Raw genomic sequence first — 16,014 nt, 5'->3', positions numbered from 1 at the left:
GCATCCTCTCCTGCCCGCGCTTCAGTTTCGTTCGTCAGGGACATGGCTTTCTCATTCAACCTGCGAGCGCATGATGACGGACAGGCACCCCTAGCCGTCACCATGAAGATAGTCATAAATCGTCCGCGCCAGATTTTCCGAAATGCCCTCCACCGCCGCCAGCTCCGAAACCTCCGCGCGTGCAACCCCCCTCGCGCTGCCGAAGGCGGCCAGCAGCGCCTTCTTGCGCGCCGGCCCGATGCCGGGAATGCCGTCCAGCAGGCTCTTGCGCGCCGCCCCCTTTCGGCGCAGGCGATGGGAGCCGATGGCGAAACGATGGGCCTCGTCACGCAGACGCTGCAGATAGTAGAGCACGGCGTCCCGCTCCGGAAGACGCAAAATGCGCCCATCCGCAAGATGAAAGGTCTCCCGCCCCGCGTTGCGCTCCGGCCCCTTGGCCACGCCGACGAAGGTCACGCCCTCCTCGCCCACCGGCACACCCAGATCCTGCACCACTTCGATTGCGGCATTGAGCTGTCCGCGGCCACCGTCGATGAGCACAAGATCGGGCCATTGCGGAAAACCGCCATCCGGCACCTCTTCCGCCAGCGGTCCGCCCGGCGCTTCCCGCACCAGACGCGCAAAGCGCCGGCGCATCACCTCGCGCATCATGGCATAGTCATCATCCCCCGGCGCCTGACGCATGTTGAACTTGCGATAATGCTGTTTCATGAAGCCCTCAGGCCCGGCCACGATCATCGCGCCCACGGCATGCGTCCCCTGCAGGTGGGAATTGTCGAACACATCAATGCGCCGCGGCGCCCGTTTCAGCCCGAAGGTGCGCGCCACCCCCTCCAGCAGCAAACGCTGCGAACGTCCCTCTGACAGGCGCCGCGCCAAGGCCTCGCGGGCATTGTCCAGGGCCAGTGCCACGAAATCCCGCTTCTCACCCCGCTTTGGCACATGCAGGCGCACCTTCTGCCCCGCCCGTTCCGACAGGGCCTCTTCCAGCAGCGCCTGATCCGCATCCCCCAGGGCATGCGAAAGCAGAATGAGCGGCGGAATGGGCCGTGAATCGTAAAACTGGGCGATGAAGGCCGCCAGGATCTCCGCCGCGCTTCGCTCTCCGTCCACCCGCGGAAAATAGGCGCGGTTGCCCCAGTTCTGCCAGGCGCGGAAGAAGAAGACCTGAACACAGGTCTGCCCCCCTTCCTGCACCAGGGCGAAAAGATCCGCCGTCTCGAAAGTCCGGGGATTCACGCCCTGCCCGGCGCTCACATGCGCCATCGCCGCCAGCCGGTCGCGCAGGACCGCCGCCCGCTCGAAATCCAGCCGTTCTGCCGCCTCCTCCATTTCGCGGGTGAGATCGGCCTTCACCTTCTGCGTCCGCCCGCTCAGAAAGGCTTCCGCCTGCCGCACCAGCGCCGCGTAATCCTCCTCGCTCACTTCTCCCGTGCAGGGCCCCGCACACCGCCGGATCTGATACTTCAGGCACGGGCGCGTGCGATTGGCATAGACGGCATCGGTGCATGTGCGCAGAAGAAAGGCCTTCTCCAGCGCCGAGATCGCCCGGTTCACCGCCCCGGCGGAGGCAAACGGCCCCCAGTAGCTCCCCGGCAGGCGGCGCGCGCCGCGATGCTTGGTCAGGCGCGCAACCGGCCCGCTCTTGTCAATGAGGATATAGGGGAAGGACTTGTCATCGCGCAGAAGGATATTATAGCGCGGTTTCAGGCGCTTGATCAGATTGGCCTCCAAAAGCAGCGCCTCTGCTTCCGTGCGCGTCGTTGTCACCTCCAGACGCGCCACCTGCGCGATCATCATGGTGATGCGGTTGGAATGGCCCTTGCCGCGGGCATAGGACGACACCCGCGCCTTCAGATCGCGCGCCTTGCCCACGTAGAGCACATCGCCCTTTACGTCATACATGCGATAGACGCCGGGCCGGCGCGGCAGGGTCTTGACGAATTCGGCGATCACCGCCGCGCCCGTGCGCACCGAAGGCGGCATACCGGCCCTTTCGTCCGCACCCGCCGCTGCCATGGTTTCTTCCGTCGCTGTTTCGGTCTTATGTCGCCTTTCCCTGTCCATGACGGCCCAAGATGTATGCCCGTCACTCGCCGGAGGCAACCAGATCGCTCAAACCATGCCATCCATGCCGTAAAGATGGGCGCCATAAGGCTTTAACCGCACACTACAAGACACACCATTGCCATCTTTCTCGTCACCCCGGCGAAAGCCGGGGTCTTGTGCCGCAAACTCATGCGTTTGTGGCCTGAGATACCGGCTTTCGCCGGTATGACGGTATATGTGTCGTGTAGTGTGCTTAAACCGATCAAAAGCCTCTTTACGCTACGTAGTGACATGATTTTCCGACCGAATCGCTGCCGCCAGATTTAAGGGGGAATTCAAAGTGTTCGCAGGACTGGACTGGCTGGCGATCCTGGGAGGCCTCGCTGTTGGCTTTGGCGTGATGATGGTGATTGCCATCATAATCGCCATTGTTGAATTTGCTTCCATTCACAAGGAAACCGGCCTTGACGTGTTGGAAGACGAAGAGTCATTCAACAAAATGATGGAGGAACGCCTTTTAAAAGATACGCATTTTCAGGTCGCCATCCTAATCCTTTCCCTGCTCACGGATATGCTGGGAGGGTATTACACGGCCCGTTGGGCCGATCATTCCCCGTATCTGCATGCGGGCATAATGGGTGCTTTCGGGATCGCACTCAGCTGGTCGGTGGATTGGCGCAGCGTAACACCTCTCTGGCACATGCTGGCCTGGACCCTTCTTGGTATTCCAGCAGCCCTTTTAGGCGCCTGGTTCTGCTGCCCTGCCTGAAATCCTGCTGTCGCCTGGCGAAAAGAGACTCCCCGCTTTCTTTCTCATATGCTATGAAAAATGAGAAGCCTCATTGGGGTGCCCTGGGAACAGGGCTGAGAGGCGGGTTTTGCCCGCCCACCCATGGAACCTGATCCGGGTCATGCCGGCGTAGGGAATGAGGGCTGAATGATGAAGCCACCGCTTGCATCGTCCGCCATCATCTGCCGCCTTTCGTTCGCGCATGATCCGCAGATGCGCGGATGAAAGGAACCGTGAGCGACAGTGGCCTTCCATATCTCGCCAGGCTGAAACAGGCGCGCCCGCGCGTGCACGTGATCATCGGCGCCATCACCGCGCCTTTCGTTGTGGACGTGCTCGCCGCCATCGGCGCACAGCCGACGGTGACGCACGAGCCCGATCAGGCGGCGGAATTCGCAGCCGGCGCCGAGTCCCTGCTTATCAATCTCGCTCAGCTGGACACGCCGCGCATGCAAGGAGCTTTGGCCACCATTGAAGCCATTGAACGGCGGGCCCTCTCCTGGCTTCTCGATCCGGCCATGGTGCACCGCAGCCAGACCCGCCTTGCCTTCGCCCGCAGGCTGCTGACGCATGCGCCAACGGTCATCAAGCTCAATCCCGATGAGCTGAAGGCCCTCAACGACGGTAATGAAGACCCGGCCGCCCTCGCTCTGAAAACGGGCAGTGTCGTTTTCGCCACGGGCGCGCGCCCCTGCCTGACCAACGGCGGCATCACCATGCCCCTGCCCGGCCTGCCGCAGCTGGCCGGTCATGTGGGATACGGCTGCGCCCTCGGCGCCATCACCGCCGCCTTTCTCGCCAAACACGTGCCGCAAACGGCCATTCAGGAAGCCTACATGGCCTTTTCCCTGGCGGCGGGGCGGGCAAAAGCCGCAAGCGCCGGGCCGGCCTCCCTGCGTATTGCCTTCGTGGATGCCCTCTGGCGGCTGGGAGAGGAGAACCCGGCATGACCAACGTGACGAAAAAAGCGGACGTGCGCTGTTACGTCATTATCGATCCCGCCGCCTGCGGAGGGCGCGATCCCATGCATGTGGCGCAGGCTGCGGCGAAGGGCGGCGCCACCATCATCCAACTGCGCGACAAGAGCGGCGATGTGCGCCACATGCTGACGCTGGCACAGGCCATGAAGACGGCGCTGGCGCCGTTTGCCGTGCCGCTCGTTATCAACGACCGCGTGGATGTGGCGCTGGCGGCAGGGGCGCACGGCGCTCATGTGGGGCAGGAAGACCTCCCGGCGGAAGCCGCGCGCCGCCTGCTGGGTGATGAGGCCATCCTCGGCCTGTCGCACAAGACGCCGGAGGAGATCGCGGCCTCACCGGTGAACACGCTGAGCTATGCCGCCATCGGCGGCATCTTCCCCACCACCAGCAAAAAACAGGGCGCATCCGGTCTTGAGGCCTTCGCCCGCATGGCCCACGCCATGCGCGCCCGGGCGCCGGAGCTGCCCATCGTCGGCATCGCCGGCATCACGGCGGAAAACGCCGCATCCGTCATCGCCGCCGGTGCGGACGGCGTGGCGGTCATCTCCGCCGTCTGTGCAGCCGACGATCCGGAAGCTGCAACCCGGGCCTTGCGCGCGGTGGTGGACGCGGCACTGGCGAAACGGGAGGACGCGGCATGATGCGTTGCGGAAGGAATAAGCGCCCCTTCCTCCCCCTGATAGGGGGAGGTCGGCGCGAATCGCCGGGAGGGGGTCGGGCCGCAGACTCATGGGCTTGTTGCCCGACCCCCACCCTGCCCCTCCCCTTGCCGGGGGGAGGGCACCACGGGGCTGCCACGGCACAACACGGGGTGGGAGTCTGACATGCGCGATCATGAACATATGCGCCCCGTCGTCCTGTGCATCGGCGGCACCGACCCCACGGGCCGCGCAGGCCTGGCGGCGGACATCCGCGCCGGCGAGGCAGCGGACGTGCACATTGCGCCGGTGCCTGTTGCGATCGTGGCGCAGAATGCCAAAGGCGTGCAGCACATCGAGCCTTCAAGCCCGATGCTGATTACCGCGCAGATCCGCGCCGTGCTGGAGGATCTGCCCGTGCGCGCCGTCAAAATCGGGCTGATGCCCACCGCGCAGGTGGTGGAAGCGATAACCCGGGCGCTCACGCCCATCCTGCCTGAAACACCGCTCGTCATCGATCCGGTGCTGGGCGCCTCTTCCGGCGGGCGGCTGGTGCCGTCCGCCTCGCGCGAATGGCGCAGGCATTTCCGGGCCTTGGCAAATCAGGCCGCGCTGATCACCCCAAACATTCTGGAAGCCTCCGCCCTGCTCGTGGGCGAGCTGCCCGCGGGCGGGCGGCGCATCATGCGCCTGCAGGCAGAAGCCCTGTTTGAGCGTTATCAGTGCCCCGTGCTCCTGAAGGGCGGACATCTGCCCGATGATCGCTCCGTCATGGATGTGCTGCACAGCCAGGAGGGACAGCAGATTTTTCTGGCCCCGCGCGTGCCCGTGCGGGACTTGCGCGGCACCGGCTGCACGCTGGCCACGCTGATTGCCGCCCACCTCGCCCGCGGTCTGGGCCTGATGGAAGCCGTGGCACAGGCGCGCGCGCTCCTGCTCGAAGGATTGCGCAATGTCGTGGACATCGGCGGCGAAGGCCCGCCGCCGGTGCGCCTGCCCGTGAAAGATTCACCGGACGGCGAGACGACAACGCCGTCGCTGAATAGAGAGGAAACAGGAGAACTGTAAGAGATGAGCACGACCCGCAGAACGTTTCTGAAAGCCGGTATGGCCGGCATGGCCGGAGGGCTCACCGCGCCTGCCATCGCCCGCGCCGGGCAGATGAAGGAGCTGCGCATGGTCACCTCCTGGCCGAAGAACCTGCCCGGCCCCGGCGTCTCCGCCGAGCGTCTGGCCAAAGACATTGAAACCCTCTCCAGCGGCACGCTGAAGGTGAAGGTCTATGCCGCCGGCGAGCTGGTGGGAGCGCTGGCGGTGTTCGATGCGGTGGAAAACGGCACGGCGGACATGGCGCACACCGCCTCGCTGTTCTGGGGCGGCAAGATGCCGGCAGCGGCCCTGTTCACCGCCGGGCCATACGGCCTCACCCCGCTGGAACACCGCGCCTGGCTGGAGCAGGGCGGCGGCCAGCAGCTGTGGGACGAACTCTACGGCCAGTTCGGCATCAAGCCCCTGATGTGCGGCAACACCGGCCCCAGCATGGGCGGCTGGTTCAGAAAGCCCATAAAATCGCTCGATGACCTGAAGGGCCTGAAAATGCGCATGCCGGGCCTGGGCGGCGAGATCCTGCGCCGGCTGGGTGGCACGCCGGTCTCCCTGCCGCCGGGCGAGATCCTCACTGCGCTTCAGTCCGGCGCCATCGATGCCACGGAGTTCTTAGGCCCCTTCTCCGACATGGCCATGGGCTTCTACAAGGTGGCGAAGGTCTATCATTACCCGGCCTTTCATGAGCCCAACGGCGCCGGGGAGTTACTCATCGCCCGCAAGGTCTGGGATGCGCTCAACAATGAGCAGCGCCGCGCCATCGAGGTCGCTTGCTCGGCGGAGGCTGCGCGCACGCTGGCCGAACATACCTGGCGCAACGCCGAGGCCCTGAAGGTCTTGAAGGAGAAACACGGCGTGCGCGTGATGGCCTATCCCGCGGACGTGCTGGCCGCGGCGCGCAAGATCGCGGATGAGGTGCTTGCCGATCTGGCGGCGAAGGATGCGCTCAGCGGCAAGATCGTCACATCATGGCTGGCCGCGCGCGATCATCTCGCGCCGTGGAACGACGTCGCCCTGCGCGCCTTCCTCAACGCCCGCCTGGGCTGAATTCAGATGCCCCTCTTCTGTTGATGGGGGCGGTCTAAGCGGCGAATAGGAGAAATGATCGTAATAGAAGCGACATAGAACCGTTCATCCTCCCCCTGATAGGGGGAGGTCGGCCCCGTCAGGGGCCGGGAGGGGGTCGGGTCACAAACGCATGAGTGCATTGCCCGACAGGGCAGAGAAGCAAAAAGGTCAGTGCCATGAACGTTCACAGGATGCCGAAGTTCCGCGTCACCACCGGGCCGTTGCCGGCCTCGCGCAAGATCTATGTGAAGGGAAGCCGCGAGGACATCCGCGTGCCCCTGCGCGAAATCGCCCTTGATCCGTCTGCCGGCGAGCCGCCCGTTGTCGTCTATGACACCTCCGGGCCTTACACCGACCCGGATGTGACCATCGACGTGACCAAAGGCTTACCACCCCTGCGCCAGAAGTGGATCGAGGAGCGCGGCGACACGCAAGAAGTGGAGCCGCGCCCGGTGCGCCCGGAGGACAACGGCAACGTCTCCGAAGAGGCGCTGGCCCCGGAATTTCCGCGCACGCGCCGCCCCCGTCGCGCGAAGAACGGACAAGCGGTAACGCAACTGGCCTATGCGAAACGCGGCATTATCACGCCGGAGATGGAATATGTCGCCATCCGCGAGAACGCCCGCCGCGAGGCGCTCATCGAGCTGATTGAGGAGGCGAGAAAGGCCGGGCTGGAGCTGTATGACCCGCAAACGGGCGAGCGCTGGCCCGGCGGCAAGATCCCGGCGGTCATCACGCCGGAGTTCGTGCGCGATGAGATCGCCCGCGGCCGCGCCATCATCCCGGCCAACATCAACCACCCCGAATCCGAGCCGATGATCATCGGCCGCAACTTCCGCACCAAGATCAACGCCAACATCGGCAACTCCGCCATCCTCTCCGACATCGCGGAAGAAGTGGAAAAGATGGTGTGGGCCATCCGCTGGGGCGCGGATACGGTGATGGATCTCTCCACCGGCCGCAATATCCACAACATCCGCGAATGGATCATCCGCAACAGCCCGGTGCCCATCGGCACCGTGCCACTCTATCAGGCGCTGGAGAAGGTGGGCGGCGATCCGGCGGAGCTCTCCTGGGAGGTTTTCCGCGACACCCTTATCGAACAGGCGGAGCAGGGCGTGGACTATTTCACCATCCACGCCGGCGTGCGCCTCGCCTACGTGCCGCTGGCGGCCAACCGCGTCACCGGCATCGTTTCACGTGGCGGCTCCATCATGGCCGCCTGGATGCTGGCGCATCACAAGGAAAGCTTCCTCTATGAACACTTCGAGGAAATCTGCGAGATCATGAAGGCCTATGACATCGCCTTCTCCCTGGGCGATGGCCTGCGTCCCGGCTCCATTGCCGACGCCAACGACGAGGCCCAGTTCGCCGAGCTCAAGACACTGGGCGAGCTGACGAAAATCGCCTGGAAGCACGATGTGCAGGTGATGATCGAGGGCCCTGGCCACGTGCCCATGCACAAGATCGCCGAGAACATGGAGCTGCAGCTCAAATACTGCCATGAGGCGCCGTTCTATACCCTTGGGCCGCTGGTCACCGACATCGCCCCCGGTTATGATCACATCGCCTCGGCCATTGGCGCAGCACAGATCGGCTGGCTGGGCACGGCCATGCTCTGCTATGTCACGCCCAAGGAGCACTTAGGCCTGCCCGACCGCGACGACGTGAAGGAAGGCGTGATTGCCTATAAGATCGCCGCCCACGCTGCCGATCTTGCCAAGGGTTTCCCCGGCGCGCAGGCCCGGGATGATGCGCTCTCCCGCGCGCGCTTTGAGTTCCGCTGGCGCGATCAGTTCAACCTGGCGCTGGATCCGGAGCGGGCGGAGGAATTCCACGACCAGACCCTGCCGAAAGAGGCGCACAAGACCGTGCACTTCTGCTCCATGTGCGGGCCGAAGTTCTGTGCCATGAAGATCAGCCAGGACGTGCGCGACATGGCCGACGAGGAGGCGAAACGCGGCATGGAGGAAATGAGCCGCAAATTCCGCGAAACGGGCGGCAAGGTCTATGTGGAAACCGACACAAACAAAGCCTGATCGCACACACTCTGACACCAACTCCGTTATGCCACAACACAGCCGGCATGATAAAGTTGGGGTCAGAGAGTGTGCTTTTAAAAAGTTTCTCAGAAGTGCAAATTAGATCAATCCGTGCCGGCCTTGGCTGCCATTTCGCGCATGGCTTTCTGCACCTTTTCGAAGGCCCGCACCTCGATCTGGCGGATGCGTTCCCGCGAGACGCCGAATTCCTTGGACAGTTCCTCCAAAGTCAGCGGCGGCTCGCGCAGGCGCCGCGCCTCGAAAATGCGCCGTTCGCGCTCGTTGAGCTGCTCCATGGCTTCCTTGAGCATCTTCATGCGCAGCGCGTGCTCCTCGCGCTCCGCCAGCTGTTCTTCCTGATTCTCGGATTCGTCCACCAGCCAGTCCTGCCACTCGCCGCTGGAATCGCCGTCGTTGCGCAGGGGCGCGTTCAGCGAGGCGTCGCCGGCCAGCCGCCGGTTCATGGAAATGACGTCTTCTTCGGAAACGCCCAGCCGCTCGGCGATTTCCTTCACCTGCTCCGGGCGCATGTCGCCCTCTTCCAGCGCCTTGATCTGCCCTTTCAGCTTGCGCAGGTTGAAGAACAGCTTTTTCTGGCTGGCGGTCGTGCCCATTTTCACCAGCGACCAGGAGCGCAGGATGTATTCCTGAATCGCCGCCTTGATCCACCACATGGCATAGGTGGCGAGGCGAAAGCCCTTGTCGGGCTCAAAGCGCTTCACCGCCTGCATCAGGCCGACGTTGCCCTCGGAAATGATTTCGGAAATGGGCAGGCCGTAGCCGCGATAGCCCATGGCGATCTTGGCCACCAGCCGCAGATGCGATGTGACCAGCTTGTGCGCCGCCTCCGTGTCGGCATGCTCGCGCCAGCGCTTGGCCAGCATGTATTCCTCTTCCGCCGACAGGATGGGAAATTGCCGGATTTTCTGCAGATAGGCGGCCAGACCGCCCTCCTCGGTGGGCATGGGCAGGGTCTGGCTGACGGATTTGGGCACCGGCAGCGCCTTTTCTTCCTCTTCGCCGGCCTGAACGCGGGCTTCTGAAGCCATGTCGGCCTCCGCCGCCTTCTCCGCACGGGTGCGGGCGGCCTTGTCCTCCGCCACCCTGCCCTCGGATGTCTCTTTCCGCTTCCCTTCAGGCGCGGTCGTCTGCTGGCCCTCTGCGGCTTCTCCGGCTTTGCCGGCAGCGGCGGTGATTTCTCCCGCCGCCGTCTCAGCCGTCGTTTCCGGCGTGCCCTGAGCGGGCGCCCTGCCTTCATCGGCCGTTTCAGGGGCCAGCGGGGGCAGTGTCAGCTCCTGCTTGTTCTTTTCCCTGGTCCGTTCCGCCATGATGCCCGATGCCTTCCCTGCATCCCTTCCTGAACGGTCGCGCCTTGCCGTTTGTTCGATTGCCCCCGCAAGCGCCTGATTCAGTATAGCACTGCAAACCACCCGGCTGCCTAGCAGAAAACGACCATATCGGGAACACCTGCGCGCTTTTCCCTGTTTTTCGTGTTTCAGATCACCTTCGCGCGTCCTTATCCTGCTGTTGCAGGGATTTAAGCAACCGGGCCATATCCTCCGGCAACAGAGAGGAAAAGCGCATGCTCTCACCGGTGATCGGATGCACAAAACCAAGCTCCGCCGCATGCAGCGCCTGCCGCCCCAAGGCCTGCAAGGCCTCTTGTGCCGCATCATCAAGCCGCCGGGCCGAGGCGGCGAATCCCCTGGCATAGAGCGGATCGCCCATGACGGGATGGCCGATGTGCGCCATGTGCACCCGGATCTGATGCGTCCGTCCCGTTTCCAGAGCGCATTCCACAAAAGCGGCGCATGGCCGCCCCTTAGCGTCATGAAAGGCCTCAAGCACGCGATAATGCGTAACGGCCGCGCGTCCCCGGCTTTCATCCACCACCGCCATGCGCAGCCTGTCCACGGGATGACGCCCGATGGGAGCTGTAACCGTGCCCTGCACAAGCCGCGGCACCCCCCAGATCAGCGCACGATAGCGCCGGTGCAGCCGCCCGTCGCCCCCATGGGCGGCGAACTGTTCGGCCAGCCCCGCATGAGCGGCATCGGTCTTGGCCATGACGATAAGCCCGCTGGTGTCGCGATCGAGCCGGTGCACAATGCCGGGCCGCTTCACGCCGCCGATACCGGAGAGGCTTTCGCCGCAATGATGCAGAAGGGCGTTCACCAGCGTGCCGCTTTCATGCCCGGGCGCCGGATGCACGACCATGCCCGCCGGCTTGTCCACCACCAGCAGGTGTTCGTCTTCGTAAACGATGGAGAGGGGCAGGGCCTCCGCCTGCGGCGTGGCCGGGCGCGGCCTTGGGATTTCCACACGGATCACATCATCGGCCGCAAGCTTGCGCGCCGCCTTGCGCATGGCCGAATCGTTGACCTTCACGCGCCCCTCTGCGATGAGAGACTTGATCCGGCTTCTGGATACGTCGGTGAGCGCCTGTGCCAGAAAGCGATCCAGCCGCTCGCCGGCGGCTTCGGGCGTCACCGTCAGGATCCGCACGTCTGCGTCTTGCTGGGAAGTGCTCATGACCGATATGGATCATAACGCCTCCGCATCCGGCAGGGAAGAGCCCGCCGGCGATCAGGCCATTCCGCCGGAGGATCCCCTCAAGTTGCGCATTCTCAAGGGCGTGGTCATCGTTTTGGGCATTCTGCTCATCGCCGCCTTTGTCTTTCTCATGACCATCATCGCCGCGAAGGTTCTGGGCGGGCGCGAGAAGGCGACACCAATGCCCGCAACGCCGCCTGTGCTGGCCATCGCCAGGGGCGCGCGCATTGCGGAGATGCATTTGAGCGACCGCCGGCTTGCCGTGCGCATCACCGCGCCGGACGGCTCGGAGGAAATCCTGCTTTTCGATGCCCGCAGCGGCAATCTGATGGCGCGCATCCGCCTTGCGCCCATGCCCTGACAACAGGGCCAACCGCGCACTCACTGGTGTCCAGGAAAATTCAGGAAGCGTGCTGTTGCCGTCAAATCGACCAAGGAAAAAAGACTTTCCACACATTGGGCGATAGTTACTTAACTCATTGATAAATAAGAATAAAACGTCATTGCCGGGCCTTGTCCCGGCAATCCAGGGCCAAGAAAGAGGCGAATTTGGTGGACGATTGCGTTTGCCTGCAGGCTTGATTTGCGTCGTATGCTTTTTGAAAGGAGGTCCCTCTCTGAGGATAGAGTCCTGAAGAACCGTTCCTGTCTGCCATCACCGCATGAGTAAACCGCCCCTGGATGCCCGGGACACGCCCGAGCATGATGTTTTCCTATAATTTTTCAATGAATTAAACAAACACTTGTCGTCGGACAGCTAAATTGGTCCCAGTGCAGCGGGCGGCAGGCATAAAGAGCGCATAATCCTAACCTCCCCCTGATAGGGGGAGGTCGGCGCGAAGCGCCGGGAGGGGGTCGGTCCACAGGCTCATGAAGTTGCCGCCCGACCCCCTCCCTGCCCTCCCCCTACCAGGGGGAGGGAAAAGCGGTGCTTCATGTATGGAAAAAATATCAAGGGCAACTGAGTTGATGATGTAAATAGTTGATGCTAAATACAAAAATAACAACCTCCCAAGTTTGGGCAAGGGTAACAGAATGCCTTACTAAATGCATCTGCGTAGCATGTGATTATTCACGCTCTTTATAGTGAAAATTATTCGCAATGGGTAGGGCGATTTAATTGAACAGTGATGAACGCGCAATGGAATCTGGGATACGCTCTCGCCCATGCAAGACGGGCGATGCCCAGAAGGCACCGCCCGCCATTTGTCTTTCAGGTACAGCTGAAGTGAGGCTTCAACGGCCTTGCGCGCATCCGGCCCTCATGCCGCCGGATTGAACAGGCGCCGGGTGAACAGGCCGCTGTCCTTGAGCCGGTGGAGGACCTTCGCGCCGGCCAGTGCTGCCAGATCGACAAGCGGCTCGATGATGATCACCGTCATGTAGGCGCCGGCGAAGGTGGCGATATTGGCGAGATTTTCCGCCGTGAAGCCCTGTCCATAAAGCGACCAGAACACCACCCAGGAAACAATGCCGGCCTGATAGGTGGTGGAGAGCTTCAGCGCCTGACCATAGCGGATGTCCTTGTAGGCGGTATTGGCGGGAATGATCCGCCTGGCCAGCACATCAACGGCAAAAAGCGGCACCAGCAGCGTGGTGACGTTAATGCCATACTGCGGCAGATCAAATGGCGCGAAGAACAGCCCCTGGATCAGAAGCCCCGCCGCAAGGCCAAAGGCCGCCGGCGCCAGCCCGAAGAGCAGATAGAGCGTGGTGCCCATGATGAGGTGCACTTCCGAAACCCCGATCGGGTGATGCGGAAGGACCTCGAAATAGGAAAAGACGAGCGCGGTGCTGAGAGCGGCGCGCATCAGGAAGGAGACAACGCCGTCCTTGCGCACGGTCTCCCATGCCAGTTTCGCCGCATAGCCAAGAGCGGCCGCGCCCGTGGCATAGCTGAGGATCATCTTTGCGCCGGTCACGACGCCAGGTTCGATGTGCATCTGTCAGCCTCCCTTCATGGTGTTGCATGCACATGGTTCCATAGCGAGACAGAGGAAGGCGAAATTTTCGCCTCCTGCGCCTCGTTCCCTGGGTCATGCCAGCTGCGAGTTCGGAATGGGCTTGAAAGAGGAATCGGCCTTGGGCTTCACGGATTTGTCGAAGCGAAAAACGCCATGTCCGGCAAACCCTGAAGCCTTTCGCGATTCTTCCCGGAAAACCCCCGTTCCGGACCATCGCCTCTGGCAGGGCGGATGGCAGGTCTCCTGGCTCGCGGGTCAACGTGTCATGGCCGGCCTTCCCAAAGGCAGGCGGCCGGATCCCTTCCTCCGGCCTTGCCTTCAGTGACCCCGCGCGAATCGTCGCCTGATCCGCGCGGCCATGGGCCATGGACACTTACCGCACACAGTTGCGGGGGCAGCCACGGCTTCGGTGAACACGCATCCTCCCTTCAAGGAAATCAAGGAGATACGTGTTGCGCACCCTACCGTGTTCCCTTTTAACCCCTCATTCTCGGCGGTCTGTTTAAAACCGCCCTGTTGGGGACCATCCACCCGCTCAAGACGCTAGCGCATGTTTCCTGCCCTTGCAATGAGCCGTAAGGTGCGCCGGGCAAAGCGTGTTCATCTTGACCCTGATCAAGGACTGGATCGTCTCATGCACGATACTGCATGGCACCATGGCGAAGACTTCGGGGCATAGGAAGGGCATCATCGACCGCCTCGGTGATGCGCGCTGGCCAGCGGTGATCGGGCTTTATGCCCTGCTGCTGGAGCTGTTCTTTGGCGCCATGCATGCGGCGGCGCTTGCGGCATCTGCTTTTGGCCCGCCGCGCAATCCCGATTCCTTCCTCTTCATGATCTGCACGCCGAACGGGCTTGTATCCGTTCAGCGGGCCGATCTGGAGCGTGCCGATGCGCATGGCAGCCCAACGGCGCCAACCTCGCGCAAGTCGGCCAGCGATTTCTGCCCCGTTTGCGGCTCTTCCGCCGTTTCGCCATTCACCTTTGCCGCGCCGGCCTCAGTCCCCCCGGCGCCGCAGATCCTGACAGACAGGCTTCATCCCGATGCAGGCACGGTCCGCTCCCTGACCGCCTGGTGGTCCGTGCGCATCCGTGCTCCTCCTGCGTCCTGACCCTCCCCTTGGGTTTGAAACGGGGGCGTCTTCATCCGTTTCTTGATCTTCCCCTTTGACCAGCAAGACGTGGGGTTTCGTCTGAACGCGTTCGAATGCGCGCTGCCTTCGGGCATGAGCCGCAGACTCGGTCGGATGCGACCATGAACGGCGCTCCTGCCCTCGGCTGAAGCGGCAAGTGCGAGGGTTCGAAAAGACGGCTCCACACCATCACCGGACGCAGAACATCGCATTTGGTCCTTTCTCGTGAAGGAACCAACATCGACCACATTGAGGAGCATGACCATGATCACGCGCAGACAGCTCATGACCGCTGCCTCTCTTGGCGCCATTGCCGTTGCTGCCGGCGGACGCAACGCCGCGGCCATGATGAAGATGGAGCCGCCGTGGGAGTGGCAGAAGAAGCATGGCGTGGTCTCGCCGGTGCGCAAGGACCCCGAGCCCACGAAGGACGAGTTCAAGAAATATCCGCGTTGCCCCTATTGCGGCATGTCCCGCAAGATGTGGAGCCACACCCGCCATCTCATCCAGTATGATGACGGCACTGCCGAAGGCACCTGCTCCATCCGCTGCCTGGCCGTGGCCTTCGCCATCAATCTCGACCGCGGCCCGAAAAAGATCTGGGTGGGCGATGCCGGCTCCGATGCCAAGATCAAGCCGCTGATCGAGGTGGAAAAGGCCACCTACATCCTTGATCCCAACAAGATGGGCACCATGACCCATCGCCGCAAATGGGCCTATGCCGACGCCGCGAAGGCGAAAGCCACCGGCGCGAAGACGGTGACTTTCGACGAGGCCCTGCAGGCGGCCTATGAGGATCTGGGCCGCGATTCGATGATGGTGCGCAAGCGCCGGGCCGAAAAGCGCGCCCACATGATGAAGAAGATGAAAATGATGAAGGAGATGCAGAAGAACTGATCCGGCACGCGTGAAAAGGCGGGGCGAGGGGCTAAAAGCGGCAGCCGATTCCGGAATCCACAACCGCTTCAGCCTTTCGCCCCGTCTTCCCGTATCGTCATGCGAAAGCAGTCTTCGGCAAAAGGCCGGGGCCCGTGTTATGGGATGAATGGTCCGTACCCCATCTGTGAAAGAGTTAGGCCATGAAGGACAAAGCCCCCCTTTCTTCCTTCCGGATATCCCGCCGCGCACTCCTGCGTGGTCTGGCCCATCTCGGCCTCGTTCTGGCGCTGAGCGTGCCTCTGGCTACATCCCACGCTGCCGAACCTTCAAAAGAGGATCTGAAAAACGCCGCGCCGCGGGTGCAGTTGCCGCCCGTGCATGAGCATGACCGCTGCCCGGTCTGCGGCATGTTTCCGGCACGCTATCATGAATGGCTGGCCACCATCGAATTCAAGGACGGCACGGCTGTGCATTTCGACGGCGCCAAGGACATGTTCAAGTTCTGGCTGAACATGAAGAAATACGACACCAAGGGCCACACACAGAAAGACGTGAAGGCCATTGGCGTTACCGGCTATTACGCCACGGAAATGATCGACGCCCGCAAGGCCTGGTATGTGATTGGCTCCGACGTTCTCGGCCCCATGGGACATGAACTCGTTCCCCATCCCGATCTCTATGACGCCAAGGAATTCATGAAGGATCATCATGGCAAGGCCATCGTCCGTTTCGACGATGTGGACATGCAATTGCTGAAAGGATTGGACGAGGGCCGCTTCATCGTGCATGGCAAGGAGTTGAAGTGATCCGTCCC

Annotated in this window: 14 protein-coding genes and 2 riboswitches; of the genes, 10 read left to right on the top strand and 4 right to left on the bottom strand. The window is 62.7% G+C overall.

Going from position 1 to position 16,014, the window contains the following annotated elements:
- Positions 1-90: 90 nt before the first annotated feature.
- Positions 91-2,019 carry an excinuclease ABC subunit UvrC gene (uvrC, locus tag EK16_RS01565; RefSeq protein WP_051928796.1) on the bottom strand — a complete coding sequence of 643 codons (1,929 nt, stop codon included), beginning with the start codon at positions 2,017-2,019 and terminating at the stop codon, positions 91-93.
- Between the two features lie 370 nt (positions 2,020-2,389).
- Between uvrC and EK16_RS01560 the strand changes: the two genes are divergently transcribed.
- The 6 genes from EK16_RS01560 to thiC all read left to right on the top strand — a co-directional run bounded on the left by EK16_RS01560 (position 2,390) and on the right by thiC (position 8,668).
- The gene (locus tag EK16_RS01560; protein ID WP_038033929.1) at positions 2,390-2,818 is read left to right on the top strand and encodes a hypothetical protein; all 429 of its coding nucleotides are present in this window, start codon (positions 2,390-2,392) and stop codon (positions 2,816-2,818) included.
- Between the two features lie 64 nt (positions 2,819-2,882).
- Positions 2,883-2,992, top strand: a riboswitch (TPP riboswitch).
- An 80-nt stretch (positions 2,993-3,072) separates the two neighbouring features.
- A complete protein-coding gene (locus EK16_RS01555; RefSeq protein WP_197059570.1) occupies positions 3,073-3,789 on the top strand; it encodes a hydroxyethylthiazole kinase in 717 nt (238 codons plus the stop codon).
- Positions 3,786-4,460, top strand: a complete 675-nt coding sequence (gene thiE / locus EK16_RS01550; protein ID WP_038033927.1) for a thiamine phosphate synthase — start codon at positions 3,786-3,788, stop codon at positions 4,458-4,460. Before EK16_RS01555 ends, thiE begins: the two co-directional genes overlap by 4 nt.
- Before the next feature lie 183 nt (positions 4,461-4,643).
- A complete protein-coding gene (locus EK16_RS01545; protein ID WP_081910138.1) occupies positions 4,644-5,525 on the top strand; it encodes a bifunctional hydroxymethylpyrimidine kinase/phosphomethylpyrimidine kinase in 882 nt (293 codons plus the stop codon).
- Between the two features lie 3 nt (positions 5,526-5,528).
- Positions 5,529-6,608 carry a TRAP transporter substrate-binding protein gene (locus tag EK16_RS01540; RefSeq protein WP_038033925.1) on the top strand — a complete coding sequence of 360 codons (1,080 nt, stop codon included), beginning with the start codon at positions 5,529-5,531 and terminating at the stop codon, positions 6,606-6,608.
- A gap of 197 nt (positions 6,609-6,805) precedes the next feature.
- Positions 6,806-8,668 carry a phosphomethylpyrimidine synthase ThiC gene (thiC, locus tag EK16_RS01535; RefSeq protein WP_081910137.1) on the top strand — a complete coding sequence of 621 codons (1,863 nt, stop codon included), beginning with the start codon at positions 6,806-6,808 and terminating at the stop codon, positions 8,666-8,668.
- A gap of 107 nt (positions 8,669-8,775) precedes the next feature.
- On the opposite strand, the gene rpoH is transcribed toward thiC, so the two are convergent.
- Positions 8,776-9,636 (bottom strand): RNA polymerase sigma factor RpoH, encoded by an 861-nt coding sequence (gene rpoH / locus EK16_RS01530; protein WP_038034211.1) that lies wholly within the window; start codon positions 9,634-9,636, stop codon positions 8,776-8,778.
- Positions 9,637-10,171: 535 nt separating this feature from the next.
- On the bottom strand, positions 10,172-11,203 hold the full coding sequence (locus EK16_RS01525; protein ID WP_038033922.1) for an RluA family pseudouridine synthase: 1,032 nt from the start codon (positions 11,201-11,203) through the stop codon (positions 10,172-10,174).
- Between EK16_RS01525 and EK16_RS01520 the strand changes: the two genes are divergently transcribed.
- Positions 11,202-11,585 (top strand): DUF6476 family protein, encoded by a 384-nt coding sequence (locus EK16_RS01520; protein ID WP_038033920.1) that lies wholly within the window; start codon positions 11,202-11,204, stop codon positions 11,583-11,585. The two genes, EK16_RS01525 and EK16_RS01520, sit on opposite strands and share 2 nt — an antisense overlap.
- A 901-nt stretch (positions 11,586-12,486) precedes the next feature.
- Here the strand turns inward: EK16_RS01520 and EK16_RS01515 are convergent.
- Complete coding sequence (locus EK16_RS01515; RefSeq protein ID WP_038033917.1) at positions 12,487-13,167, bottom strand: energy-coupling factor ABC transporter permease; 681 nt, start codon at positions 13,165-13,167, stop codon at positions 12,487-12,489.
- A 236-nt stretch (positions 13,168-13,403) separates the two neighbouring features.
- Positions 13,404-13,731: riboswitch (cobalamin riboswitch) on the bottom strand.
- Positions 13,732-13,793: 62 nt separating this feature from the next.
- Between EK16_RS01515 and EK16_RS01510 the strand changes: the two genes are divergently transcribed.
- The 3 genes from EK16_RS01510 (at position 13,794) to EK16_RS01500 (ending at position 16,006) form a co-directional block, all read left to right on the top strand.
- The gene (locus EK16_RS01510; RefSeq protein ID WP_156098420.1) at positions 13,794-14,300 is read left to right on the top strand and encodes a DUF2946 family protein; all 507 of its coding nucleotides are present in this window, start codon (positions 13,794-13,796) and stop codon (positions 14,298-14,300) included.
- A 285-nt stretch (positions 14,301-14,585) separates the two neighbouring features.
- Entirely contained in the window at positions 14,586-15,218 is a 633-nt protein-coding gene (locus EK16_RS01505; RefSeq protein WP_197059569.1) for a nitrous oxide reductase accessory protein NosL, read from the top strand.
- A 182-nt stretch (positions 15,219-15,400) separates the two neighbouring features.
- Positions 15,401-16,006, top strand: coding sequence for a nitrous oxide reductase accessory protein NosL (locus EK16_RS01500; RefSeq protein WP_081910136.1), 606 nt, complete (start codon positions 15,401-15,403; stop codon positions 16,004-16,006).
- The last annotated feature ends 8 nt before the right edge of the window (positions 16,007-16,014 follow it).

It is taken from the genome of Thermopetrobacter sp. TC1, assembly GCF_000746275.1.
Lineage (GTDB): Bacteria > Pseudomonadota > Alphaproteobacteria > Rhizobiales > Aestuariivirgaceae > Thermopetrobacter.
Note: the sequence above shows the minus strand (reverse complement) of the source record. Positions and strands in the feature narration are given on the sequence as shown.